Origin of the sequence: Paraburkholderia sp. SARCC-3016, assembly GCF_031119615.1 — a bacterium.
In the GTDB taxonomy this organism is placed as follows: Bacteria; Pseudomonadota; Gammaproteobacteria; order Burkholderiales; family Burkholderiaceae; genus Paraburkholderia.
The window spans coordinates 14060-37183 of record NZ_JAVHZD010000006.1 but is presented as its reverse complement, the minus strand read 5'-3'; the positions used below and the strand labels follow the sequence as shown (position 1 = coordinate 37183).

The window sequence follows — 23124 nt, the reverse complement described above, 5'->3', positions numbered from 1 at the left end:
TATTGATATCAAGGAATAAAGACTTTGGACCCGAACGCCGTGCGGCGTTACGCGCCGGCCGGCGCCTGAAGGGCGAACAGCCGGAAGAAGTTGCGCGTCGTCGCGGCGGCCAGTGCCTCGTCCGGCATCTCGCGCTGCTGCGCGATGAAGCGTCCGACATAACTTACGTACGCAGGTTCATTAGGCTTGCCGCGATACGGCACCGGCGCGAGATACGGCGAGTCCGTTTCGATGAGCAAACGATCGAGCGGCACGCGACGCGCGACGTCCTGCACGTCGACCGCGCTCTTGAACGTCACGATCCCGGACAGCGAAATATGGAAGTTCTGCTCGAGCGCCCGCTCGGCGACCGGCCACGGTTCGGTGAAGCAATGCATGACGCCGCCGGTGTCGCCCGCGCGCTCTTCGGCCATGATGCGCAGCGTGTCGTCGGCCGACGCGCGCGTATGGATGATGAGCGGCTTTTTCGTCGCGTGCGCGGCACGGATGTGCGTGCGGAACCGCTCGCGCTGCCATTCCATATCGTCGATCGTGCGGCCTTCGAGGCGGTAGTAATCGAGGCCCGTCTCGCCGATCGCAATCACCTTCGGGTGCTGCGCCAGTTCGACGAGCTCGGCGACGCTCGGCTCGCGCGCATCTTCGTGATCCGGATGCACGCCGACCGACGCGTAGATGTTGTCGTGCCGCGTGGCGATATCGAGCACCGACGGCAGCGTTTCGAGATCGACCGAGACGCACAGCGCATGCGTGACCGCATGCTCGCGCATCCGGTCGAGCACCTGCGGCAGGCGGTCGGCGAGTCCTTCGAAATTGATATGGCAGTGTGAATCGACAAACATGGCAGGTCCTGGTCAAGCGTTAATCCGGCGTCCAATGTCGGGCCGCATTCGACGCCGCCGTCGAGCACGGTCCCCTGATCCACATGCGCTACGCAAACAGGTCGCGGTATCCGAGAAATAGCTCTTCAAATACAAGTCGCGCATTGAGGGGATGGTTTTCGACAGCCCGCTGCCGCGTGACGGTTCTCATGAAACGCGCGAACGCGCCGGCATCGGCGGCCTGCGCGCAGCGCGCAAGCGCGGCCGTTGCGTCCGGGAAATAACGCGGCGCGCCGGCCGTGCGCTGCGCGAGCAGATCGTAGAGCCAGCGCTGCAGCCAGCCGAGCACGAGCGGCACCGGCAGCTTCTGCAGCGTTTCGCCGCACGCGAACGCATCGCACTCCGGGCCGGCCGCGAGCTGTTGCAACGTCCAGTCGCGCAGCGCACGGTTTTCGTCGTGCGCAAGCGCAAGCGCCGCGAGCGGCGCGCCGCCCGCTTCGGCGAGCAGTGCGCGGGCGTCTTCGATATCTTGCGCGGCAAGCCACGCGGCGGCCGCGTCGGGCGCCGGCGTCGGCATCGGCCACTGGCGGCAGCGGCTGATGATGGTCGGCAACAGCCGGTCGATACGCGCCGACACCATCAGGAACACGACGCCCGCGGGCGGTTCTTCGAGCGTTTTCAGCAATGCATTGGCGGCCGCGACGTTGAGTGCCTCGGCCGGATACAGCACGACGACGCGCAGACCGCCGCGATGCGAGCCTACGCCGCAGAAGTCGAGCAGCGCGCGCACCTGTTCGATGCGGATTTCCTTGCTCGGCGCGCGGGTCTTCTTGCCGTCGTCAGCGTCGGCTTTGTCTGCCGCCTTATCGGCCTTCTCGTCGCCGTTCGCCGCGACGAAACCCGCTTCGGCCGCCAGCGCTTCGGGCAGCACGATGCGGTAGTCGGGATGATTGCCTTGCACGAACCAGTTGCATGCCGCGCATTGGCCGCATGGCTGCCCGTCGGCTTGCGGCGCCTCGCATAGCAGACCCTGCGCGACATGCTGTGCGAAATGCAGCTTGCCGATGCCCGCCTGGCCGTGCAACAGCAGCGCGTGCGGCCACGCCGCGCGCAATTGCTGCAGGCGGTTCCATTCGTCGGTTTGCCAGGGATAGATCATTCTTTTTAAATTCAGATATTTGTGATCAATTCTTCAAGTTGTCTCTGAATAAACGGCATACTCAGCGTCGAATCGATAATGGCGAACCGGTACGGTGCCTCTTCGGCGCGCCGCAGGTATTCGGCGCGCGTACGCGCGAAAAACGCGTCAGATTCCCCCTCAAAACGGTCCGGCGCGCGCACGGCGCCGCGGCGCGCGCTGGCGGTGTCGGGCGGTACGTCGAACAGCACGGTCAGATCCGGCTGGAAACCGCCCTGCACCCAGCGCTCGAGCGCTTCGAGCTTGTCGCGCGGCAAGCCGCGCCCGCCGCCCTGGTAGGCGAAGGTCGCGTCGGTGAAGCGGTCGGACAGCACCCAGTCGCCGCGCGCGAGCGCCGGCTCGATGACCTGCGCGAGATGTTCGCGGCGCGCCGCGAACATCAGCAGGGCTTCGGTTTCGAGGTCCATCGGCTGGTGCAGCAGGATGTCGCGCAACGTCTCGCCAAGCGGCGTACCGCCCGGCTCGCGCGTGACGACGACCGACCGGCCGCTGCCCGCCACCTTCGCCTCGAGCCGTTCCCGGAACCAGCCGAGGTGCGTGGTCTTGCCCGCGCCGTCGATGCCCTCGAATGTGATGAATTTGCCGCGCGCCATCATTGCCCTCGAATGTATTTGTCGACGGCCTTGTTATGATCGCCGAGTGAGTCTGAAAAAATGCTGCTGCCGTCGCCGCGCGACACGAAATACAGTGCGCTCGTCTGCGCCGGGTTCAGCGCCGCCTGCAACGAAGCGACGCCCGGCAGCGAGATCGGCGTCGGCGGTAAGCCGAGGCGCGTGTAGGTATTGTAAGGAGTGTCCGTCTGCAGGTCCCGCTTGTGCAGATGGCCCGTATAGCTTGCGCCCATGCCGTAGATCACGCTCGGGTCCGTTTGCAGCGGCATGCCCACCTTGAGCCGGTTCGCGAACACGCCGGCCACCATCGGCCGGTCCGACGCCTTGCCCGTTTCCTTCTCGATGATCGACGCCATCGTCAGCGCTTCATACGGCGTGCGGTACGGCAGATCGGCCGCGCGCGTCGTCCAGGCTTCGTCGATACGCAGTTGCATGAGCCGGTACGCGCGGCGATAGACGTCGAGGTCGCTCGTATTCTTGTCGAATAGATAGGTGTCCGGGAAAAACAGGCCTTCCGCGTTGCCGGTCGGCGTTGGCGGCGCGCCGATCGCCTTCAGCAGATCGGCATCGCTGAGGCCCGCGGAATCGTGCCGCAACGCCGGGTTCGCATCGAGTTCCGCGCGCATCCGTTTGAGCGTCCAGCCTTCGATTACCGTCGCAACGTATTCGTTCACGTCGCCGCGCGCGATTTTCTGCAACACGTCGTACGGCGTGATGCCCTGCTTGAACTCGTAGTTGCCCGACTTCAGCTCCGCCTGCAAGCCGAGCGCGCGCGCCATCAGGACGAACAGTTCGGGCGCGACCGGCACGCCGCCGCGATTCAGCTGCGCGGTCACGCCGCGCAGCGTGCTGTGCGGCTTGATCGTGACGTCCAGTTGGGGGGTGGCCAGATTGACCGGCGTGGTGGCCCAGTGATAACCGCCGGCGACAGCCGCCGCGGCCAGCACGACGAGCGCCGCGCAGGCCAGGAGACATTTCTTCAAAAGGGTCATGCGGAACAGGGCTCAGGTGAAGACCCATATAATAACTGGTCGCCTTACCCCGAGTCATGGCCTACCCTGGTTTCCTCCTCCATGAACGCATCGCACGATTCCACCTCCGCCGCCGGCGTCGCTTCCGGTTCCGTCCCCACCGCCGGCGCTACCGCGCGTGCGCCGCTTGCCGCGGCCGCGCCCGTGCCGCCGCTCGCGCCGCTGCCGCGGCCGGCGCGCGACGAGTTCGACGCCGTGCTCGCGCGCGGCGCGTATATCCCGCTCACGCAATTCGGCGTGATCGACGTGACCGGCGACGACGCCGCGACGTTCCTGCACAGCCAGTTGACCAACGATACGCAGCATCTCGACGCCGCCAGCGCGCGTCTGGCCGGCTACTGCACCGCGAAGGGACGCCTGCTGGCGTCGTTTCTCGCGTGGCGCGCCGGCGATGCGATCCGTCTGCTGGTCGCGCAGGATGTCCAGGCGGCCGTGCAAAAGCGCCTGTCGATGTTCGTGCTGCGCGCGAAGGCGAAGCTTGCCGACGCGAGCGGCACGCTCGCCGCGGTCGGTTTTGCCGGCGACGTGCGCAATGCGTTGTCGACTGTGTTCGATGCGTTGCCCGACGGCGTGCACGTGAAGGTCGACGGTCCGCATGGGTCGCTGATGCGCGTGCCCGATGCGGCCGGGCGTCCGCGCTACCTGTGGGTCGGTCCGAAGGCCGACGTCGAAGCGCGCCTGCCTGCGCTCGACGCGAAACTCACGCGCGCGTCCGCCGCGGTGTGGGACTGGCTCGACATCCGCGCGGGCGAACCGCGCATCACGCAGCGCGTCGTCGAGCAATTCGTGCCGCAGATGGTCAACTACGACGTGCTCGGCGGCGTCAACTTCCGCAAGGGATGCTATCCGGGCCAGGAAATCGTCGCGCGCAGCCAGTATCGCGGCACGATCAAGCGGCGCACCGCGCTCGCGAACGTCGCGGGCGAACCCGAGACGGTACTGCCCGGCACCGAGCTTTTTCATGCGGACGATGCGGGCCAGCCATGCGGGATGGTCGTCAATGCGGCCGCGGCGCCGGACGGCGGCGTCGACATGCTCGTCGAGATGAAGCTCGCAGCGCTCGAAGCAGGGACGGTTCGTCTGGGGTCGGCGCACGGGCCCGAACTGACCTTCATGCCTTTGCCGTACGCGCTGTCCGTCGACGACGCCTGAGCGCATCAGGTCTGTTCGCTGCAGTTCGCACCGGGGCGCGGCTACGGACGTCCCCGCGGCCGGCATCGGCCCGGATATCGAATTCCTGCCATCATTGTCGCTTTAGGGGCCAGGCGTCGTTGCACGCCTGCCCGAGTTCATGCCTTATAAAAGCGACTTCAAACGATGTGCCTGATTGTCTTCGACTGGCGGCCCGCCACGGCCCATGGGCCGCTCTTCACGCTCGCCGCGAACCGCGACGAGTTCCTGCGCCGCACAGCCGAACCGATGCATTGGTGGCAGGATGCCCCGGCGCTGCTCGCCGGCCGCGATCTCGCAGGCGGCGGTACATGGCTCGGCATGACGCGCGACGGGCGTTTCGCCGCGCTCACGAACTATCGCGCGCCGCAGTCGACGCGCCCCGATGCGCCGACGCGCGGCACGCTGGTAAGCAACTGGCTCACGCGCGCAAGAGGCGCGACGCCGCTCGACTATCTTGACGAAGTCGCGCAAAGCGGCGACATGTACAACGGCTTCAATCTGCTGGTCGGCGACTGGATGCGGCGCGAACTCGCGTGGTACTGCAACCGCTCGCCACAGGCGCCCGCGCTGCTCGCCGAAGGCACGCACGGCATTTCGAACGCGGTGCTCGATACGCCGTGGCCGAAGCTCGTCAATCAGCGCGCGGCGCTCGCCGATGCACTGGCCGGCAATCCGCTCGTGCCGCTCGATCAGCTGATCGACCTGATGCGCGACACGCGCGTCGCTCGCGACGACGAATTGCCGGCGACCGGCGTGACGCTCGAATTCGAACGCGCCCTGTCGGCACCGTTTATCGAAATGCCCGACTACGGCACGCGCGGGACGACTGCCTTGCGCGTGTGCGTGCTGGCGAAGGACCGCGACGAACGCGAGCGCCTGACCGTGCAGACCGTCGAACGCAGCGACGACAACGGCTCGCACATCGTCAGGCGGCCCGGCGATTACGAACGCAGGTTCGAATTCGATATCGAGGCGTGAGCTGCGCCGCGTGCGGGGATCTGATTTCGAAGCGCAGTTTCCGGGCCCAGCTTCGAACCGCGGCTTCACTCGATACCGAACGCCGCGCGCAGCGCAGCGGCCGCATCGGCATGCGCTTGCGCAACTTCGGGTACATAGCCGCCCATCTTGAAGAATTCGTGGATCATCCCGTCGTAGCGTGTGAGCGTGACCGCATTGCCGGCCGCGCGCAGCTTTTCCGCGTAGGCAGCGCCTTCGTCGCTTAGCGGGTCGTATTCGGCGATCGCGATCCACGCGGGCGCAATGCCGCTGAAACCAGGCGCGCCGAGCGTGCCGTCGAGCGGCGCGAAGCGCCAGTCGACGCGGTCCTCGGCACGGCGCAGATACTGCGAGAAAAACCACTGGATCGTCGTGCCCGCCAACAGGTAACCGTTCGCGAGCCGTGCGTGCGAATCGGTTTGCTGATGGCTCGACGTACCCGGATAGATGAGTAACTGCAAAACGATCGGAATACCGGCGTCGCGTGCAAGCACCGCATTGACGGTCGCGAGCGTACCGCCCGCGCTGTCGCCGCCGAGCGCGATACGCGACGCGTCAATCCCGTAAGCTGCGGCGTTTTCATGCAGCCAGCGCAGTGCGTCGAACGCGTCGTTCACGGCAACCGGGAATTTGTGCTCGGGCGCGAGCCGATAGTCGACCGACAGCACCGCGCATTGCGCATCGCGCGCGAACATCCGGCATATCGCATCGTGCGTCGCGACGCTGCCGACCGTGAAGCCGCCTCCATGAAAATAGACGAGCGCAGGCGCAGGCTGCGCCCAGTGCGGCTCGACCGCGTGATAAAGGCGCGCGCGGATCGTCGTGCCCGTCGTGCCCGTCGTTCCTGTCGTGCCATTCGGCCCTGTCACGCCGTCCTGCACGGGCACTGCGAGGTCTTCGACCGAAAACATCGGCGCACTGGCGATCTCGAGAATCGGCGCGCTCTTTTCATACGACGCGCGTGCCTGTTGCGGTGTCAGTTCGTGAAGCGGCGGGCGCTTCGCGCGCCCGACCATGTCGATGATCTGTTCGATCCTGGGGTTCAGCGGCATCGTGCTTCGGGTGGCGCGGCGGCGCCCGTACGGAGGTGGCGAAGCGGGCAATGATGCCACGAAGCGTTCCGAACGGCAGGCGGCGCGCGCCGTCCCCTCTCGGCTTCCGGAGGGGAAAGACGCGCCAATCGCGAATGCTCGTGCAGCGCTCGCCACGTGCTGCGTGTGGCGCGCGTCCCGCAGCAAGCATCATCCTTCGCGCTTCGCCTCGCGCCGCAACGACATCGGATCGGTCGGCGCGCGTCCTTCCTCGATATCGGCGTGACGCAGCTTCACCGCTGCGAGAATCGACGGATGCGTAAGCACATAAAAGCGCCCTTCGCGCACCGCATCGAACGTGAGCTTCGCGATATCGGCGGCGCTTTTTCTGCCCGACTGCACCGCGCGCAGCAGTTGCCGGTCCGCGGCGAGACGCGACGCGCTCGGCGGCGCATCGTCGCGCAGTTCAGCGGGACGCGCGCGCGCGGAATCCGCGATGCCGGTCGGCACATACGCGGGACACAGCAACGAACAGCCAACCGACGCTCCCGCATTTCGCAGATCGTGATAGAGCGTTTCCGTCAGCGACACGACCGCGTGCTTCGACGCGTTGTAAATCCCCATCGCCGGCGCCGACACGAGCCCCGCCACCGACGCCGTGTTGACGATATGCGCCGGCTCGTTCTGCCGCAGCATGATCGGCGTGAAGACGCGCACGCCATGCGCGACGCCCAGCACGTTGACGCCGAACACCCACGCCCAGTCGTTTGCCGAGCATTCCCACAGATGGCCGAGCGCGCCGACGCCCGCGTTGTTGAACAGCAGATGCACACGGCCGAACGCGTCGAGCGCCGCCTGCGCGAGCGCTTCGACTTCGTCGCCGCGCGATACGTCGGTGCGCACGCCGATCGCCTTGACGTGCGCCGCGCGCAACTCGTCGACGGCGCGCGCAAGCGCCGCCTCGTCGACATCGGCGAGCACGAGCTTCATGCCGAGCGCGGCGCCATGGTCGGCAAACGCGCGGCCGAAGCCGCTTGCCGCGCCCGTGATGACGGCCACCTTTCCTGCGAAATCGTTGAACATCGAATCGTCCTTTCAGACTGCGAGACACCGCGCGAAAGAGTCGAAGTATGCCGCGAAAGTCCGCTGCTATCCCCCGAAGGAGCCGTTACCTCGCGTCGTGAAGGATCCCTGCGCGTGCTCGATCTCGCGATAGCTGAAACTTCGCGGCGAGTTTCTCATGTCCTCCAGCTTTCCTCTCGATGCCACGACGCGCACTGTCACCCTGCCGTCCATGGCTTTCGTGATGACGGCTTTCGCGTTTCCGACCTCGCCAACGTTCCGGTCCGGAGCCAGATAATTAAAGTTCAGCATGCTCCATAACTTTCCTTGCGAATTCAGCCCTGCGTCGACCGGAGGACCGTACTTCGGGTGAGGCTGAGTGCCCGACGCATTGTCATAGCTGTACACGACTGCCGAGAACGGACTCCCCGTGGCCGCACGAAGCAGGCTGTCGAAACCGCTGCGCGGCGCTTTCGAGGTCGATACGGGCGCACCGCTTGCGCCGAAGCGTTCCGCAGCCGTGGCGATGCTGCTCGCCGCCGCGTCCGATGCCTTCGCACTCGACCTTTTCGGCACCTGCGCATGATAGGCGTACAGACTGCCTTCGTCCGCCGTGAATAGCATCGTGCTGCCGCGCATCGGCCCGCCCGTCACGATCGTCGTGGTACCGGGCTCGAGATCGGCGAAGTTGACATTGATCGCCGCCACACCGTTCCTGCCGCTACCGAGCTTGATTACGCTGGCTTTTGCGAGATCGGCGCTCACGCTTATCGGCGCGCTGCGGTTCAGGTCGGCCCCCATCCCGGAGTCGTACGACGTGAGGTCCTTGCCTGTGCCGACCGACAGCACGCCAAGCCGTTCCTGATATCCCGTGGCATGGATGACCGCGGGAAAATCCGATGTCGCCTGCTTGTCACGCCTGTAGAACGTCACGGGAGCAGCGAACGCGTCGATCCTTCGTCGATCCTCCGCCCGGTTGAGCGCAGGCGCGAGATTGAGCGGTCCGAACTTCGCGAGCTCCTTCGTTTGCGAAACCGACGCCTGCTCAGCCGAAGATGGCGCGCTCGCAGCGCCGCCATCTCGGCGGTCGCTTCCAGCCGCTATCGGCCCCGCGCCCGAATTCGCGGGCCGCGTTTTGGCGCCCGGAATAACGACATCCACCATCGCTGCCCCGTCGGCCAGATCTTCAATCAGCTCTTCCCGCGTCGGCATCTTGCCGTTGGCAGCGCTGTTGATCCGATTGAGCATTTTCCCAACCGTCTGCATGCTGCCGGCGGCCGGCACGATGCCCGCGGCGGTATCGAAGTGTTCAGTGATGCTTCGAATCGCGTCCTTCTGTTGTTGTGTCGCCGGCCGCCCGTCGATAAGCAGCGAGCCCGCGTTCGCCGTGCACTCGAGAAACGCCGTGAACGGCTTTGCAAGCGCATCGCCCGCAATCTGCAACACTTCCTTCGCCGTATAGGATGTCTTGATCCCGACGCCCTGGATTCGTAACGCGCTTACCCAATTGTCCTTCCCGGCACCGCGCTTGCCGGCGGGCACCGATGCGCCGGTTCCCGTGATGGAGGAACGCGGCGGCGGCGCCGCGCTGCGTGCAGTTCGCTGCAGCGTCGCCGCGTCCTTCCCGGGTTCCTGAGTTGACGGGTTATCGGTCTTGCCGGCATCACCCTGCGTTACATCGGAACCTCGTTGAACCTCGCCTGTTTTCATTTGATAAGCCCTCGCATTGATAAGCATGCCGAAATAATCGAATGATTGTCTCAACGCTCGGAAATCGAGCGAGCTCCGGACATGCGAGGCTTATTTTCGAGTTCAAGAATCTGACTCGCGCAATAACTGCTCACAGCAACATACTTTTTACATCTCAGGTACGGATTTTCACCGCGCGAGTGCATTGCGCACTGCGCGAGTGCGTCGGCGGCAACACCGCAATACCGTCAGTGCGGCACGCCGGCCCTCGCACGGCATGCGTGCGTCCCTGCGATGACCGGCTCTTACAATCGCCTGCGCCCTAGCTGTCGCTCGGGCCGGGTCTTGCAGATGGATCCGTACGCTGGCGCTGCTGCACGACGTCGCGGCCGACGGCGAGACGCCGCATGTACTTGAACGTGCCGAGCGCCTTGGCGACGAAATGGCCTTCTTCGTCGCGAATTTCGCCCTCGCAATAGGCCATCGTGGTCGAACGGTGCAGCACGCGGCCCGTCGCGCGCAACTCGCCGCGCCCGGGCTGCATGAAATTCACCTTCATCTCCACCGTGACGACGCCCACGCCGTCCGCAGCGAGACTGCGTGCCGCCATGGCAAGCGCGACATCGGACAGCGTCATCGTGACGCCGCCGTGCGCGACGTTCCATGTGTTCAGGTGGTCGGGGGCGAGCGGCAGCACGACTTCGCTCGCGCCGTCGGCAGCGCTCACGACGCGCACGCCGAGATGTTCGACGAACGGGCTTTCGATGACCAGCGACAGCGCATGGTTGAGCGGCGCGGCACGATCTTGCGGCGCCGCGTTTTGCGATTCATTCATCTGGAAATCACACTTCGTAATCGACGCATTCGCGCGACTCGCGCACCTTGCCGACAAATGCCTTCAGCGCTTCGTGCGTCGGATGGATCTGATAAGCGTCGAGCGCGGCCTTGTCGGCGAAATCGGAGACCAGCACGACGTCGTACGTGGATTCGAGGCCCGGCTTTGCGAGCCCGGCTTCGAGATGCACAATGCCGGGCACGATCGAGCGGCAACCTTCGAGCTTTTCCTTCAGTTTCAGCGCATTTTCCGCGCGCGTCGCGCCTTCGGCGTGTTCCTTCAGTTTCCACATCACGATGTGACGAATCATATTTTCCACAGCGATCCACGCCGCTCCATGAAATGAGTTGAAATCCTTGCTGCTCTTGGGGTTCCGGCCATTCTGACATCCACACCCATCTACACAACGATACCCACATCTAATGAAAAAGCGGGTACGAAAGTGGGTATCGCCCCAGAGAAAGCGGGTATCATCATCCAACCTCTTACCCGATACCCCGTTCCTATCATGCCCCTTACCGACGTAAAGATCCGGCAGGCAAAGGCAGATGTTAAGCCTCTCAAGCTGACCGACGCAAACGGTCTCTATCTTGAGGTTAAGCCGAACGGTTCAAAGCTTTGGCGGTATCGATTCCGGCTCGGAGAAAAGGAAAATCTGTTCGCGATCGGCGAGTACCCGACGATGACCCTCGCCGACGCGCGCAAAGAACGCGATGCGGCTCGCGAGTTGGTGAGGCAAGGAATCAATCCCGCGCACGAACGCCGGAAGCAGCGACTCGAAAACCTCGCCGCCGGCCAACTGACGTTCAAAGCGACTGCCGAGGAATGGCTCGAAAAGAAAGCACGACGCGCGACCGCGAAGCACATTCGCGAACTGCGCCGGATGTTCGAAATGTACGTCTATCCGCACATGGGCGCGCTGCCGCTTGGTGCGATCAAGCCGCAACTCGTTCTAACTGTCATCCGCAAGATCGAGGCGGCCGGCTCGCCGTCCATCGCAATTAAGGCTCGAACATATATCTCGAATGTGTTCGCCTTTGCTATCGTCGAGCAGCGTTGCGAATTTGACCCAGCCTCGCCGCTGCGCGCGGTCACCATCGAGAAGCCGCCAATCGAGCACGCGCGTCCACTCTCACGCGAGGAACTGAAAGCGATCTTCCGCGCCGCTGCCATCTACAAGAACCGGCGCACGGCAATCGCGATGAAACTCCTACTCATGCTTTTCCCGCGGACCATCGAGCTCGTACGCGCGGAGAATCATGAAATCAGCCTGAAGGCATCCGAGTGGCGCGTGCCGCCCGAAAAGATCAAGAGCCGGCGCCTGCATATCGTCCCGCTGCCGCGACAGGCGAAAACCCTGATCGAGGAATTGCATAGCCTGTACAACGCCAAGGGCTATTTGCTACCCGTCTTGCATAGCAACGCGAAGCGCCCGCACATGAGTCGCGCGACGATCAATGCCGCCCTCGAGTACATGCTCCCGAACTCGCCGCTACCGATCACGGGTCACGATTTCCGCGCGACGGCATCAACGCAGCTTCACGAAATGGGATGGCCTACCGAAGTCGTCGAGATGCAGCTCAGCCACCTGGATAAGGACAAGACGCGCGCTACGTACAACCACGCGAAGTACTTGCCGCAGCGCCGCGAAATGATGCAGCAATGGGCAGACTGGCTTGATGCGGTAGAGGCAGAGGCTCTCGCCGAAAACCAAGAGACCCGTGTGGCATAGGGAAGCCGACCTTACCGGTGCGTGCTGACCGCTCCTATCAGCTCGCGGGCGTACTCCACATCCCGCTTCAATGGCGCTGCTTCGCTCTCTGCCGATACCTGAGACATCGCCGCCGCCACTCTTCCCAGAACATCATCGGCGCGATCTAGCGCGGTTCTCATGACTGCGATCTGCCGCGTCAACCCGTCGATGATCGCCTCATCGCGTCGCCGTATCTCGTTGATGATCGCCTCCGCGTGATCCGCCCGGGGGTCACGCTGCAACCTCAGAATCATTTCGGCGTTGATTGTCAATCCGGCGGCGTCAGCCACCCGCTCCAGTTCGGCGTGCAGTGGCTTGGGCAGGCGCAGCGAAGTTTTGATCGTGTCATTGGTCGGCATGCGGCGGATTCTAGCGACGCGCAATGTTGACCGCCACAAACCGCAATTTAGGCGTCGAATTGCCACCCAAACAGGCACCTTTTCGAAGCCTACGGGATACTCAACGATCATTAAGATGTCATGGACCGGGTCGATGCCGCGGCGCATTGTGGCCGGAGGAGTTGCGGCCGTGACGTGCGGAATTACCTTTCTATACCCTTTCCGAGTAATTTGTCCCTTGCGGTTCTCTTCGTCTTAGGATAGCCTTATTAGGCTATTATTAGTCGACTTGATGAATCACAAAAATCTCGCCCTAACCCTTGGGCGGATCGCAGCACCGCAGTGAGAGCCCGCGTTTCACAGTGCGCACCGGGGCACTGGAGATGTGAATGAGATCAGATGAGTGAGACCCACGAACCATGAAGAAGACGATACGCGGCGTCATAGCCGATAACGTGAAGCAGTACATGACAGACCACACCCCCGCTACACTGGCCGCCCACTCGGGGATTCCAAAAACGAAAATCAATCGCATTCTCGCAGGTACGGTCGATTGCGATATCGATACGATCAGTGCACTCGCGAGCAGCCTCGGCGTCAAGTCGGGCGCACTGCTTGATGACGCCCTCGACGAAGGCGCCGCAGCCTTCCGAAGCAAACTCCTCTCCCTTCCGCCCGAAGCGCGAGCAAAGATCAGTCAGTTTCTCGACACGATGACCGGCGCGCACGTTGAGCAACGCGCTTCCAATGTAGTCAATACGCATATCGCGGTAGCGGTCTAAGCCTTCGCATTCAGGAAAAAGAACTCGCCGGTGCGCTGCCCCAAAGCAACCGGCTAATTTTTCTTGACCTTATAGCCATATATGCATAATATCATCCACGAATCAACGTTGTAGTTGGTCCCCCTCCCTGCCAGCAGTTTTCCTGCGGCGAACACTTTGGAGAAATCTGTGCGTCTTTCAACTCTCCTGAAACTCATGCTGGCGGCGGCTCTCCCGCTGTTCGCGACCGATGACGACACCGCGGCGGCTCCTGCTGCAGAACCGCCGGCTGGCGATGCCGTGCCCAACGACGCTGCTGCTCAACCGGCCGCCGCGAGCGAAGTCGCCCCCCTCGACGCGCCGGTATCGGAAACGACCGCGACTACCGATGCCCCGTCGACTGCTGCCCCGGTCCAGACGCCGACTCCCGTCGCGCAATCGGGCAGCGCCGGCGATCCGGTTCTCGAAACCGTGAAGACGCCGGCGCATAACGTCGCGGATGAAATCCAGGCCGCGATCGAAAAGATCGAGGAACTGCCAGAAGAAGTCGCGGCATGGTTCAAGTCGAAGTTCGTCGAACTGGCCTCGCATATCAAGGCGCTCCTCTAAGCAACCCGGATGCACCCCGAGAGGGCCGCGCTGCAGCAGTACGCAGCAATCCGAGTGGCGCGCGAGCGCTGAACGCCATGAGGTAGGTCCGCCACGAATGCCAGTCGTTGAGCCTCTGATGACTGGCATCCGCCTGTGGATTGCGCAGGACACCCGGCTCAAGATGGCTCCGCCGCAGGAGCATGACGAGTCTGTCGGACGAGGGTAACCGGCCTCGAACACCCGTGAGCGGCAGTACCCTAGGGGCAGCGGACTTAGCGCGTAAGACCCCGGGACGCCCGCCACGTCGCCATCCCCGTAAGGGATGACCTTCAGGTGTGACCGCGGGCAAGTGTGGGTGGGCGCCGCACCGATCCCCGACGCTGTGGACCGCTTTAACAAACGCTGCCAGATGCGAATGTTCGCGGTCACGCCTGAACGTACACGTCAAAGGACATGCAATGCTTCGCGATATCCGCACTCACGAAACCGACTCCCTGAACAAAAATATCTCGATCCTTGTGCTCGATGATCCTGATCCGATGACGCGAGCGAGTCACACTTATTCGGTCGCCGTCCCCGGACAGAAGTCGACGCTTATTCGTTTTCAGCACGGCAACCCTACCGTCGAGGTCAACGGTCTCACGAATGAAGTGCTCTTCGCGATCATGGCTGACCGCTTGGCGGCCTTCCAGACCGGCCCGTTCGCGTGCCAAGAAAACGCGGAAATGCTCGCTCATATCGAGGGCGCACTCTCGGCATGTCGCGCTCGCGCGCAACGCATGAGCGGCAAATCGAACTGACTTACCCCGGACTTCCCCGTAACTGGAGCGGGCCCATCACGGGTAAATGATGGGGCTTCCGACGGTAACCGATCGACCGCATCCAGCAAGATCGTGGCACCCATCTGTGCGCAAGCATAAGGCCAAAGGTGGGGATTCGGTGCAGCACAAAGGGCGCGGCCTCCAAGGCGCGCCCTTTTCTATTCCTGGCGCTCAACGGAAAACGCGCGCCTTCTTCCCTAGCCGCTAACCCCACACTAGCCACGTAGACATATCTGTTGCCGCATGCCGGGTTGAGCGGTGCTGCGCTTAGGCGCAGGGGAAACGAGTGTCGCACTCGCATTACTCAACGAGAGTGCTTCCGCAGCAGCCAGCGCGCAGCGAGCTTCAGGCGCGTAGTCGGATGGCTGCGCTTTCTCTTTTCGAGGGCATATGGAAATCAAAGACGTGCTGGAAGCGATTCAAATCGAAGGCGCCGCAAGTGGCGACGTCGTGTTCATCTCGTTTCCGCCGGAAACAACCCGCGCGGATTTTGAGAGGTTCGGAAAAGAGCTTGGCTCCAATGTCGCGCAGTTGCGCGCGGGTGGTGACTACTTCCCGCGTTGCATTATCGTGCCGCCGGGTGTGACGGTCGATATCGCGCGTGCGCAGGTTCAGGATCGAATTGAGATTGTTGCCAACAGCGTATCTATTGCGGGCGGCATTCAGGGGAGTTCCGACTCTGCGCGAGCGCTCGATTGATTGCTTTGCCTGACCAGGAGCCACAGATGGAAATGAGCATCCCGCAAAGACGAGCCGTTGATGGCGAAGAAATCGTTCGGTGCGATATCGCCAAGGTTAAGGGCTATAAGCATTCGTTTCTCGTGCCTGAGCGCACCATATCGCACGCCGAGGCCGACGAAGTCAATGCAATCCTGCGGCGCAATGGCATTAACGATTTGACTGCGTTGCGTGAGCCGCTTCCGAAGCGTCGAGGATTTCTGAGCAGACTGTTCGGTCAATGAGTCCCATCCAGTGTTTCGCGCGCAACACGGTCGGCCGTGACGTTGCCATCGGTGATATCCACGGGTGTTTCACGAAGGCGCGCGCAGCGCTTCGGGCCATCCGCTTCAACCCGGCCGTCGATCGTCTGTTCAGCGTTGGTGATCTCGTCGACCGCGGGCCCGAGAATGAGGAAGTGCTCGACTGGCTCCGCGAGCCTTGGTTCCACGCGGTACGCGGCAACCACGAGGAGATGGCGATTGAATTCGCGCGCGGCCGCTTGCCGGCAGAGTACTACATGCGAAATGGCGGCGGCTGGAACATCTCGAACCCGGCGCCCGCGCGCCGCGAGATTGCCGATGCATTCGAATCGCTCCCGATCGCAATTGAGGTCGAAACGTCGAACGGTCTCGTCGGCATAGTCCATGCTGACTGTCCCCTTCAGCGCTGGCAAGACGTCGAGGCAACTCTGGCCGGACCGAACGGTGAGGCTTTCCAGGAGGCCGTGCAGTGGAGCAGAGACCGTTTTGACCGTGAAAATCGTGAGAACGTAGACGGGGTGCGTGCCGTCATCGTGGGTCATACGCCGATGCAACGATGCTCGAGCCTCGGCAACACGATCTACATTGACACCGGCGCATGGATCGCGCGCGAGAATCGCCAGTTCACGATCCTTGATCTTTCGACGTTGCAGCCGGTTCACCAGCCATCCGTGCAGCTTTGGGATGAGCGGTAGCAGCCGGCGCCAAGAGCCGCCGCAGCAGCCTGATCAGTCCTTTCAAGACTGGCTCGTCGAATGCGCCACTCGGTATGCGCGCTCAGACGATGCACCAGAGTTCTTTTCGTTCGACGACGACATAGACGACTGGCTCATGCTGCACGGTTGCGGCCTGACGCCGGCTGAAGCGTTGCTCCGGATGTTCGGCGCGCTGCATTAGAAAACACGGAGGCGATCGTCTTCGCGCGCGCATGACAATGAGCTATGGCACAGACCGTATCCTTCTCTCCCGCCGATATTGAAGCGCAGATCCAGCATTGGCTGTCGACAGAGGTCGATGGCTATCTGGGCTCAACGTACGGAAGCCCGATACGTGAACTTCTACAGAATCCGTTTAGCGCCGGGCTCGCGGACGCTTTCCTCGCGAAGCTCCGTGCGGACGTGCCGCTGCTCACGTTGTTACCCGCGAATGCTGTCGATCTGAACTACGTGAACACCGGGCCGGACAAGCAGCAGATCTTCATTTCGGTGATGGGCCGCTCGATCAGGATCAACTAAATGTACTCGAAAAGCGACTTCGATACGGCCGTCGAAAACACCATCGACAACTACCCGACGGTGGCGGCGCGCTACAAGACGGGCGATCCGACAGTCACAGCGCTTATCGGCTCGGTGACCCAGATTGCGGCCATGCTGTCGCAACAGATCGAAATCGAGGGCATCGAGGCCTTTGAAAAGGTGCGCGACGCGACGATTCTTGCCGACGCCGCGGTGCGCGGGCTCGTGCCACAAGGCATTCCGACACGCGTCAGCGTGAATGTGGCAAACAGCGACGTCAATCCGTACACGCTCGCGGCTGGCCGCACACTGAGCGACGCCGGCGGCAATGACTATGTGGTCGACACGCCGGTGACGGTGGCAGCCGGCGAATCCGGCACAGCGCAGTGTCTTCAGCAGACGACTCGCAACATCACTCACACGGTCACCACGTCGCAGCCGTTCTACATGATCCCGGTGCCGCCGGCGGCCGACGGCTCTTTCATTGCTGGTATTTCGGTTGCCGACTCCGCTGGTAATGAGTTCACCTACGCCCCCGGCTTCACGAACATCAGCAATGGCCAACAGGTCTACACGGTCGAGGTCGACGAGTACCAGAACATCTTCGTGAAGTTCGGCTATGGCGGTGTCGTGGGCTACCAGCCCGCTGCCGGCGAGGTATTCAATGTCACGATCGTCGACACTGCAGGCGATATCACCATCGCAACGGGAAGCCCATTCTCGCTCGATAACATCGAAACGCCGCAGGATTCGCTCGTCAAACTGACGCTCGCGACAGTCCTCATTCAGGGGCAAGACCCGATGGACATCGCCACGCTGCGCGAGCTGTGCAAGTATCCCGCTGCTTACGATTCGAATGCGGTCTACCTGGGTGAATTCGACTATCTGATCCGGCGTAATGTGCCGGGGCTGCTGTTCCTGTCTGTGTGGAATGAACAGGTCGAAGAGGCGGTGCGTGAGGCGAGCGAAGACAACATCAACAAACTGTTCATCTCGTTCGTTCCGCCCGTCGGCGGCGACCAGGCGGCGTACGAGGCGCAAATCACCGCCCTCATTCAAGGTGCGGACGATTCGTACAAGATTGGCTTCGTGGCAGCGAACGTCGTGAAAATCGTTGCGAGCGTGGATGCGACGATTGCGCGCGTGTACGACCAGACTGCGGTGACGCAACAGATCGTCGACGTGGTTCTGGCTCAGTACGGTCAAACTGCGCCGGCCGTCACATTCGGCCAATTCACCGTCCAGAACAAGGTCATCAATCAACTGCTGCGCGCGAACGTGCCAGCGTTGCAGGATAGCGCGTCGGACTACTCCGTCACTCTCGCTCCGGTTACCGATCAAAAGCCTGAGGACTACCGGTACATGGATGCGACCAGCCTCACCGTCACGGTAACGCTGTCGAAGTATACGGCCGGCAGTTGGGGCGTGTGATGATCACCCCGCCGACACTAGGACCACTGGTCAACAGCGCCGAATACAACGAGATCGAGAGCGAGCTCAAGCAGATCTTTCTCGACCTGTTTTCGACGTACCTGCGCGCGAGCGAGCGGGACCTGAATGTCTATGGCGTGGCGCACCTTGGCTCCCTTGATCTGCTGACGAAGCGCATCAAGGAAGATGGCCTCGCGGTCTTCGGCGACGATGTCAATGCCGTGGAATACCTGTATCGCGCATGGAATTTCCGCAATCCGAAGCGCGGCATGATCTTCCTGCGGACCTATCTGCAACTGCTCTGGCCAAATAGCTTCGTCATCGACCAATTGTGGCAGCAGAAAGGCGCCCCCTATCCGACGGCGCTCGTCACGCGCGCGCAGATCACCGATGCAAATCCGGAGACGAACTACTACCTGACAAGCCGGCTGAGGGTGTCGATCGATGATGCGAGCGAGAGCGGTGTCAGCGCGACGCGTGTCTTGCCCGCGTTGCTCGCAGTACTCGCGGCGCGGTTCCTGATCGAACTCCAAGTGTTGAAGCGCTTCGCCGATTCCATCGGCCTCGCGGACGGCATGTATGCGGAGAATGTCGCTTTTTTCGAGGGCACTCTCGCGCTGCCGTTTGCGACAAGCGACAGCATCGGCAGTGCGGCCGGGATGTATGGCGAGAACATCGGCTTCTTCTCTGGCTCGTGCAAACTGCCGGGCACCTGACAAGAAAATCCAAAAGGATGAACCACGCGCGCAAGAACAGAATCGTTCCATCAGATTCCCGTAAAGCGCCATGAAGACCGACATCATCCGTTACAACCTGACCGAGCGCGGCCGAACGTATCGCGGGAAGCCGCGCAACTTCGATATCCCGAGCATCGTGGCCGCTATCAACAGCGGCCCCTGTCAGGAAAAGGTCAAGCACCGCGACATGCTGGGCTACTACGGTCACTGGCCGCGCGTGAAGTTCGGCATGAATCCGGCGGAAGGTGGCGTTGTCGATGGCAAAGCCGTGCGCGTCGAGCCGGCGATCGTCACGACCTACCTCAAAGCGCTCGATGACGGCACGATTGAACACCAGGAAGAATTCCTGGACAACGATGCCGGGCGGCTCGCCTACAACCTCTACAAGTCAAAGGCTGGCGGCTTCTCATCGGCAATCGACGAGTACAAGCGCAATGGTCCGGAGTTTTACGGCTTCGACTATGTGCTCGAGCCGAACTACAGCACCAACCGCGGCTACGACATCGCACTGGATAGCGCGTTGACGCTTGACGCCGTCGAGGCGATCGAAGCTTATCAGGAGCACATCGGCGGAATGGCCCGATTGCTCGATTCGGTGATGTCAGACCGGAACAATGTCGATGCAGCATACCGGGACGCACTTAAGGCCTTGGCCACAGTATCCGCTGAGAACGAGACATACATTTCGCTGCTCACCCGCAACAAGACGCTCGACAGTGTTGCGTCGCTCGAAAGCGTGGGCTCGCCTCTTTTGGTTGATCGCTCCGGACTGAGTGCACTCGAGCGCAACATCAAATCGTTTAAGACCGCGGATCTGGGCCGCTTCGAGCCACTCGACGATGAGGCCAAGCCGACGGACAAGACCGTCTCCAACGTACTCGACAGTATCACGCGCCGATGAAAGAACTTCAGACCGCCCTTGGCGGGTACCTCGAGCGCTGGCACAAGCACCTGGTGCCGACAACGCCGGCCATGACCGAATACGCGGCGCGTGCCTTTGCTACGAGCGTTGCGTGGGCTCCCGGCCGTATGGTTGACGCAGCCAATGAGATGCTCGCAGCGTGGCGTCGCAACGACAACATCGGCAAGACGAGCGGCGCGTTGTTGCCAATCGCGCTTGTCGCACTAGCCAAAGACTACACACCGGTTTCGGGAGACGAGTCGCGGCAGATTGCGAACGAAATCGAAATCATCATCCCGAGCGATCCGAAAGAGCGCATCTTCAAGTTGCGGACGATTCAAGGCCTGCGCCGGGGCCAAATCCTCGTCGCAGCATCCGAGGAAGAGACCGCGCGCAACATCATGCAGCAGCTCATTTTGCACATGACTCGCGTCGAGAACCGCTATTTTCAGGCGACGTACCGGTTCGCGGGCATTGATCAGCCGTGGCCTATCACAATCCAGACGACGGACATCCCGGCCGAGGTGGCGCCCGATGGCGAGGAGAAGAACCTAACGCTTCTCGTCATCGACGTGCATTTCCTCGAATTGATTCCGCTATTCAAGGCGCCCACGCAATCGGAACCGAACGACGGTCAGGGAGACGGCTCGCCGGACAACCCGAGCGGCTATCCAAAGGTCAACGTCATCACATTTCACGACATGAACAACGGCATGCAGGCGCAGCAGCGTTCCGACCATGCCGGGCCGATCTTCGGTGAAAGCAACTTCCCGCCCGACGACCAATGAATATTCAGGCGATTTTCAAGGGTTACGCCGGCGACGCCGTTACCGTCTATTCGAAGTGGACGAACGGCATTCTCGTCGTGAGCAAAATCACAGCCTATCGGGAAGAACGCTTCAAGGACTGCCTTATCATCGCTGACGCCGATGTGCCTGCTCGAGAGTCTTTCTTCACCGACGAGCACATCAGCGACGCGATCGCGGCATACATGCACATGAAGGCCTGCGGCGAGCTCGACATTAGCGATGCAGCCGCTCGCAGCAACCCGGAGCATTCCGTGCAGGACGCAGACACGAATAATGGCCTGCGCCGCTTCATGGTCAAGCCTCAAGTCGATAACGCGGTCGTGGCCGTGCTGGCCACCTGTTGGCAGGTGAAGCGCTCGAAGACTGTCGCCAAAAGCCTGTCAATGATGGACGCACTCCTCACGCAGCGAGGCACGATCCAAACGATCTAGGCGGAAAACACGCGGCGAGGCGTCGGTACTCGCAACGAAAAATGGGCAATCCATAGGAGTTCGGAATGCCCACTTCAGTACCCGTAACACCGACCATCACGACGGCCGGTCTCGCAGCCGTTTTCAATGACCAGGACACCGGGGTCGAGTTTGCGTTATCGCACATAGCGTTCGGAACGGGGCAATACAATCCGAACGGTACTGAAACCGGCCTTCAGGCGGAAAAGGTACGCGTACCGATCGCTGGAGGCGGTCGCATTAGCGCCACGCAAATCCAGATCTATGCCGTGGCCATGGCGGCGGCCGGTGATCCGTTTTTCGTCGGCGAAGTGGGCTTCTTCGGCGATGACGGCGACACCCTTCTGGCGGTCTACAGCAGCACCAATCCACCGAGCTTGTTCCTGTCCGACACTGTAGCAACATCTGTGTCGTATGGGCTTGGGCTCGAAGCTCTGCCCGCCAACTCGGTCACCGTCACCATCGACCCGAGCGCATCGGCTGCGCTACTGATCATCGGACAACACGTCGCCTCGGCCGATCCCCATCCGCAGTACGTCGAGAAGGTCAACGGCATTGCCTTCTACGACCCAAATATCACCTTTGTGAACGGCGCGCAGGTCATTGGCGACGACCTTCTGGTCTATCAGTCTATCCAGGCGAACAACATCGGGCATCCGCCCTCCTCGTCGCCGACGTGGTGGGTACCGCTTTACAACTACGGTGATTCGGCTGTCGGCGGTCTCGCGGCCGCAAATGTCACGCTAACGTCGACGCAAGCCGCACGAGCTCATATCACGCTGAGCGGCAACCTGACCGCGAACGTCAATGTGATCTTCCCCAATTGGGTAAAAGAATGGACCGTCGTCAATGAGACGACCGGTGCATTCACATTGACAGCAAAGACGGCGGCAGGAACCGGCGTCGCGATCCCGCAAAACGGCGCACCAACAGAAATCTACGGCGACGGCACGAATATCACGCAGCCGCCGAAGAACATCGCCCCCGCTACTGCAAGCAATCAGGCGGTGACGTTGGGGCAGGTAGTAGGTGTGATCGGCGATAGCCGAAATCTCGTCGGCACCGGCACAAACACCGCGATCGCGTTTACGGCCGATCAGATCGTCGTCGGGACTGCAATTGGTGGATTGCTGGACCTCATCAGCAATTTCAACGCGACGTTCACACTAACTGCGTCTGGCCTGAATGGCATGGACAATGGCACCGCTCCGAGCAGTGGCTATGTCGGTATCTACGCGATCAAGAACCCGACGACCGGCGCAAGCGGAACGCTCGGTACTGCGGTCGCGGCTGGCGTCGTCGCTCCGCAGATATATTCCGGTTCGAATCCTGTTTCTGGGTATACGAGATCGGCGTTGATTGGCGTGGTGCGCATTGTTGCGGCCGGTGCGATGATTGAAACCCACATACGAGGGCGAGCTCATGTGATCGGAGGCGCGGCCGTCTTTGGCTCTACGACTATTAGCGCAACGCCAACACAATCGTCTCTCGCGCCAACAATCATTCCTGCCAATGCGAAGCGATTTCGCGGCAACGTGTCTATACAGTTTGCGTCCGCGGGAATTACCGCCAATCTCACAGTTTTTGGGACGGGGACTCAGGCGGGGGGGAAAGTGGCATCCGACACGTCCAGCGTGAATTCACAAACAAGCTCATGGCCGATTGACTTCATCATCCTCGTGCCTGGCAGCGTGTGGTACACACTATCAGCGTCTTCCGGTGTGGTGAACAGCGCACTTTCATGCAGCGAATACGACATCTAAGAGCGAGAAATGACAACGAACATTTTTATCTCCACGAACGAAGCAGGAGACACGATGACAGCCTATTTCGGGCCTGCACCGGCACCGCTGCCCGATCCGATTGCATATCCA

General features: G+C 62.0%; 27 protein-coding genes. 17 read left to right on the top strand and 10 right to left on the bottom strand.

The features are described from left to right. Nucleotides 1–47: 47 nt before the first annotated feature. From QYH69_RS07945 to mltG, 4 genes are all read right to left on the bottom strand, one after another. Nucleotides 48–839 (bottom strand): TatD family hydrolase, encoded by a 792-nt coding sequence (locus tag QYH69_RS07945; protein ID WP_308831346.1) that lies wholly within the window; start codon nt 837–839, stop codon nt 48–50. Between the two features lie 88 nt (nt 840–927). Beyond that, nucleotides 928–1977: a DNA polymerase III subunit delta' gene (locus tag QYH69_RS07940; RefSeq protein ID WP_308831345.1), complete on the bottom strand. Its 1050-nt coding sequence runs from the start codon at nt 1975–1977 to the stop codon at nt 928–930. Nucleotides 1978–1988: 11 nt separating this feature from the next. Next, a complete protein-coding gene (gene tmk / locus QYH69_RS07935; RefSeq protein WP_308831495.1) occupies nt 1989–2609 on the bottom strand; it encodes a dTMP kinase in 621 nt (206 codons plus the stop codon). Further along, nucleotides 2609–3619, bottom strand: coding sequence for an endolytic transglycosylase MltG (gene mltG / locus QYH69_RS07930; protein ID WP_308831344.1), 1011 nt, complete (start codon nt 3617–3619; stop codon nt 2609–2611). The genes tmk and mltG overlap by 1 nt, the downstream gene beginning before the upstream one ends. 81 nt (nt 3620–3700) lie before the next feature. Between mltG and QYH69_RS07925 the strand changes: the two genes are divergently transcribed. Further along, nucleotides 3701–4810 (top strand): folate-binding protein, encoded by a 1110-nt coding sequence (locus QYH69_RS07925; RefSeq protein WP_308831343.1) that lies wholly within the window; start codon nt 3701–3703, stop codon nt 4808–4810. Between the two features lie 165 nt (nt 4811–4975). After that, nucleotides 4976–5809, top strand: a complete 834-nt coding sequence (locus tag QYH69_RS07920) for an NRDE family protein (protein ID WP_308831342.1) — start codon at nt 4976–4978, stop codon at nt 5807–5809. Nucleotides 5810–5874: 65 nt separating this feature from the next. Here the strand turns inward: QYH69_RS07920 and QYH69_RS07915 are convergent, their stop codons facing one another. The 5 genes from QYH69_RS07915 to QYH69_RS07895 form a co-directional block, all read right to left on the bottom strand. Continuing rightward, nucleotides 5875–6879: an alpha/beta hydrolase gene (locus tag QYH69_RS07915; RefSeq protein WP_308831341.1), complete on the bottom strand. Its 1005-nt coding sequence runs from the start codon at nt 6877–6879 to the stop codon at nt 5875–5877. A 189-nt stretch (nt 6880–7068) separates the two neighbouring features. Further along, entirely contained in the window at nt 7069–7941 is an 873-nt protein-coding gene (locus tag QYH69_RS07910; protein WP_308831340.1) for an SDR family oxidoreductase, read from the bottom strand. A 66-nt stretch (nt 7942–8007) separates the two neighbouring features. Continuing rightward, entirely contained in the window at nt 8008–9630 is a 1623-nt protein-coding gene (locus tag QYH69_RS07905) for a hypothetical protein (RefSeq protein ID WP_308831339.1), read from the bottom strand. Nucleotides 9631–9931: 301 nt separating this feature from the next. Then, the gene (locus tag QYH69_RS07900) at nt 9932–10444 is read right to left on the bottom strand and encodes a PaaI family thioesterase (RefSeq protein WP_308831338.1); all 513 of its coding nucleotides are present in this window, start codon (nt 10442–10444) and stop codon (nt 9932–9934) included. A 7-nt stretch (nt 10445–10451) separates the two neighbouring features. Then, nucleotides 10452–10754 (bottom strand): Dabb family protein, encoded by a 303-nt coding sequence (locus QYH69_RS07895; RefSeq protein WP_308831337.1) that lies wholly within the window; start codon nt 10752–10754, stop codon nt 10452–10454. Between the two features lie 198 nt (nt 10755–10952). On the opposite strand from QYH69_RS07895, the gene QYH69_RS07890 reads away from it, so the two are divergent. Continuing rightward, on the top strand, nt 10953–12176 hold the full coding sequence (locus tag QYH69_RS07890; protein WP_308831336.1) for an integrase arm-type DNA-binding domain-containing protein: 1224 nt from the start codon (nt 10953–10955) through the stop codon (nt 12174–12176). An 11-nt stretch (nt 12177–12187) separates the two neighbouring features. Here QYH69_RS07890 and QYH69_RS07885 read toward each other — a convergent pair whose 3' ends face one another. Continuing rightward, a complete protein-coding gene (locus QYH69_RS07885; RefSeq protein WP_308831335.1) occupies nt 12188–12556 on the bottom strand; it encodes a hypothetical protein in 369 nt (122 codons plus the stop codon). A 398-nt stretch (nt 12557–12954) separates the two neighbouring features. Between QYH69_RS07885 and QYH69_RS07880 the strand changes: the two genes are divergently transcribed. The 14 genes from QYH69_RS07880 to QYH69_RS07815 all read left to right on the top strand — a co-directional run bounded on the left by QYH69_RS07880 (nt 12955) and on the right by QYH69_RS07815 (nt 23013). Continuing rightward, entirely contained in the window at nt 12955–13317 is a 363-nt protein-coding gene (locus QYH69_RS07880) for a helix-turn-helix transcriptional regulator (protein WP_308831334.1), read from the top strand. A 168-nt stretch (nt 13318–13485) separates the two neighbouring features. After that, entirely contained in the window at nt 13486–13905 is a 420-nt protein-coding gene (locus QYH69_RS07875) for a hypothetical protein (RefSeq protein WP_308831333.1), read from the top strand. A 440-nt stretch (nt 13906–14345) separates the two neighbouring features. After that, on the top strand, nt 14346–14687 hold the full coding sequence (locus QYH69_RS07870; protein WP_308831332.1) for a hypothetical protein: 342 nt from the start codon (nt 14346–14348) through the stop codon (nt 14685–14687). A 411-nt stretch (nt 14688–15098) separates the two neighbouring features. Next, a complete protein-coding gene (locus QYH69_RS07865) occupies nt 15099–15407 on the top strand; it encodes a hypothetical protein (protein ID WP_308831331.1) in 309 nt (102 codons plus the stop codon). A 26-nt stretch (nt 15408–15433) separates the two neighbouring features. After that, nucleotides 15434–15670, top strand: a complete 237-nt coding sequence (locus QYH69_RS07860; protein WP_308831330.1) for a hypothetical protein — start codon at nt 15434–15436, stop codon at nt 15668–15670. Further along, nucleotides 15667–16383, top strand: a complete 717-nt coding sequence (locus QYH69_RS07855) for a metallophosphoesterase (protein ID WP_308831329.1) — start codon at nt 15667–15669, stop codon at nt 16381–16383. The genes QYH69_RS07860 and QYH69_RS07855 overlap by 4 nt, the downstream gene beginning before the upstream one ends. Next, entirely contained in the window at nt 16373–16585 is a 213-nt protein-coding gene (locus tag QYH69_RS07850; protein WP_308831328.1) for a hypothetical protein, read from the top strand. Before QYH69_RS07855 ends, QYH69_RS07850 begins: the two co-directional genes overlap by 11 nt. Nucleotides 16586–16629: 44 nt before the next feature. Further along, on the top strand, nt 16630–16923 hold the full coding sequence (locus tag QYH69_RS07845; protein ID WP_308831327.1) for a hypothetical protein: 294 nt from the start codon (nt 16630–16632) through the stop codon (nt 16921–16923). After that, complete coding sequence (locus tag QYH69_RS07840) at nt 16924–18354, top strand: hypothetical protein (RefSeq protein ID WP_308831326.1); 1431 nt, start codon at nt 16924–16926, stop codon at nt 18352–18354. Continuing rightward, complete coding sequence (locus tag QYH69_RS07835) at nt 18354–19070, top strand: hypothetical protein (protein WP_308831325.1); 717 nt, start codon at nt 18354–18356, stop codon at nt 19068–19070. Before QYH69_RS07840 ends, QYH69_RS07835 begins: the two co-directional genes overlap by 1 nt. Before the next feature lie 70 nt (nt 19071–19140). Further along, entirely contained in the window at nt 19141–19992 is an 852-nt protein-coding gene (locus QYH69_RS07830) for a hypothetical protein (RefSeq protein ID WP_308831324.1), read from the top strand. Next, entirely contained in the window at nt 19989–20780 is a 792-nt protein-coding gene (locus tag QYH69_RS07825) for a hypothetical protein (protein WP_308831323.1), read from the top strand. The genes QYH69_RS07830 and QYH69_RS07825 overlap by 4 nt, the downstream gene beginning before the upstream one ends. Next, nucleotides 20777–21232, top strand: a complete 456-nt coding sequence (locus QYH69_RS07820) for a hypothetical protein (RefSeq protein ID WP_308831322.1) — start codon at nt 20777–20779, stop codon at nt 21230–21232. The genes QYH69_RS07825 and QYH69_RS07820 overlap by 4 nt, the downstream gene beginning before the upstream one ends. Before the next feature lie 65 nt (nt 21233–21297). Continuing rightward, entirely contained in the window at nt 21298–23013 is a 1716-nt protein-coding gene (locus tag QYH69_RS07815; protein ID WP_308831321.1) for a phage tail protein, read from the top strand. Nucleotides 23014–23124: the final 111 nt, after the last annotated feature.

Coding starts and splice junctions, on each gene's coding strand:
- QYH69_RS07945 (WP_308831346.1), bottom strand. CDS start 839: ATGTTTGTCGATTCACACTGCCATATCAATTTCGAAGGACTCGCCGAC.
- QYH69_RS07940 (WP_308831345.1), bottom strand. CDS start 1,977: ATGATCTATCCCTGGCAAACCGACGAATGGAACCGCCTGCAGCAATTG.
- tmk (WP_308831495.1), bottom strand. CDS start 2,609: ATGGCGCGCGGCAAATTCATCACATTCGAGGGCATCGACGGCGCGGGC.
- mltG (WP_308831344.1), bottom strand. CDS start 3,619: ATGACCCTTTTGAAGAAATGTCTCCTGGCCTGCGCGGCGCTCGTCGTG.
- QYH69_RS07925 (WP_308831343.1), top strand. CDS start 3,701: ATGAACGCATCGCACGATTCCACCTCCGCCGCCGGCGTCGCTTCCGGT.
- QYH69_RS07920 (WP_308831342.1), top strand. CDS start 4,976: ATGTGCCTGATTGTCTTCGACTGGCGGCCCGCCACGGCCCATGGGCCG.
- QYH69_RS07915 (WP_308831341.1), bottom strand. CDS start 6,879: ATGCCGCTGAACCCCAGGATCGAACAGATCATCGACATGGTCGGGCGC.
- QYH69_RS07910 (WP_308831340.1), bottom strand. CDS start 7,941: ATGTTCAACGATTTCGCAGGAAAGGTGGCCGTCATCACGGGCGCGGCA.
- QYH69_RS07905 (WP_308831339.1), bottom strand. CDS start 9,630: ATGAAAACAGGCGAGGTTCAACGAGGTTCCGATGTAACGCAGGGTGAT.
- QYH69_RS07900 (WP_308831338.1), bottom strand. CDS start 10,444: ATGAATGAATCGCAAAACGCGGCGCCGCAAGATCGTGCCGCGCCGCTC.
- QYH69_RS07895 (WP_308831337.1), bottom strand. CDS start 10,754: ATGATTCGTCACATCGTGATGTGGAAACTGAAGGAACACGCCGAAGGC.
- QYH69_RS07890 (WP_308831336.1), top strand. CDS start 10,953: ATGCCCCTTACCGACGTAAAGATCCGGCAGGCAAAGGCAGATGTTAAG.
- QYH69_RS07885 (WP_308831335.1), bottom strand. CDS start 12,556: ATGCCGACCAATGACACGATCAAAACTTCGCTGCGCCTGCCCAAGCCA.
- QYH69_RS07880 (WP_308831334.1), top strand. CDS start 12,955: ATGAAGAAGACGATACGCGGCGTCATAGCCGATAACGTGAAGCAGTAC.
- QYH69_RS07870 (WP_308831332.1), top strand. CDS start 14,346: ATGCTTCGCGATATCCGCACTCACGAAACCGACTCCCTGAACAAAAAT.
- QYH69_RS07865 (WP_308831331.1), top strand. CDS start 15,099: ATGGAAATCAAAGACGTGCTGGAAGCGATTCAAATCGAAGGCGCCGCA.
- QYH69_RS07860 (WP_308831330.1), top strand. CDS start 15,434: ATGGAAATGAGCATCCCGCAAAGACGAGCCGTTGATGGCGAAGAAATC.
- QYH69_RS07855 (WP_308831329.1), top strand. CDS start 15,667: ATGAGTCCCATCCAGTGTTTCGCGCGCAACACGGTCGGCCGTGACGTT.
- QYH69_RS07850 (WP_308831328.1), top strand. CDS start 16,373: ATGAGCGGTAGCAGCCGGCGCCAAGAGCCGCCGCAGCAGCCTGATCAG.
- QYH69_RS07845 (WP_308831327.1), top strand. CDS start 16,630: ATGGCACAGACCGTATCCTTCTCTCCCGCCGATATTGAAGCGCAGATC.
- QYH69_RS07840 (WP_308831326.1), top strand. CDS start 16,924: ATGTACTCGAAAAGCGACTTCGATACGGCCGTCGAAAACACCATCGAC.
- QYH69_RS07835 (WP_308831325.1), top strand. CDS start 18,354: ATGATCACCCCGCCGACACTAGGACCACTGGTCAACAGCGCCGAATAC.
- QYH69_RS07830 (WP_308831324.1), top strand. CDS start 19,141: ATGAAGACCGACATCATCCGTTACAACCTGACCGAGCGCGGCCGAACG.
- QYH69_RS07825 (WP_308831323.1), top strand. CDS start 19,989: ATGAAAGAACTTCAGACCGCCCTTGGCGGGTACCTCGAGCGCTGGCAC.
- QYH69_RS07820 (WP_308831322.1), top strand. CDS start 20,777: ATGAATATTCAGGCGATTTTCAAGGGTTACGCCGGCGACGCCGTTACC.
- QYH69_RS07815 (WP_308831321.1), top strand. CDS start 21,298: ATGCCCACTTCAGTACCCGTAACACCGACCATCACGACGGCCGGTCTC.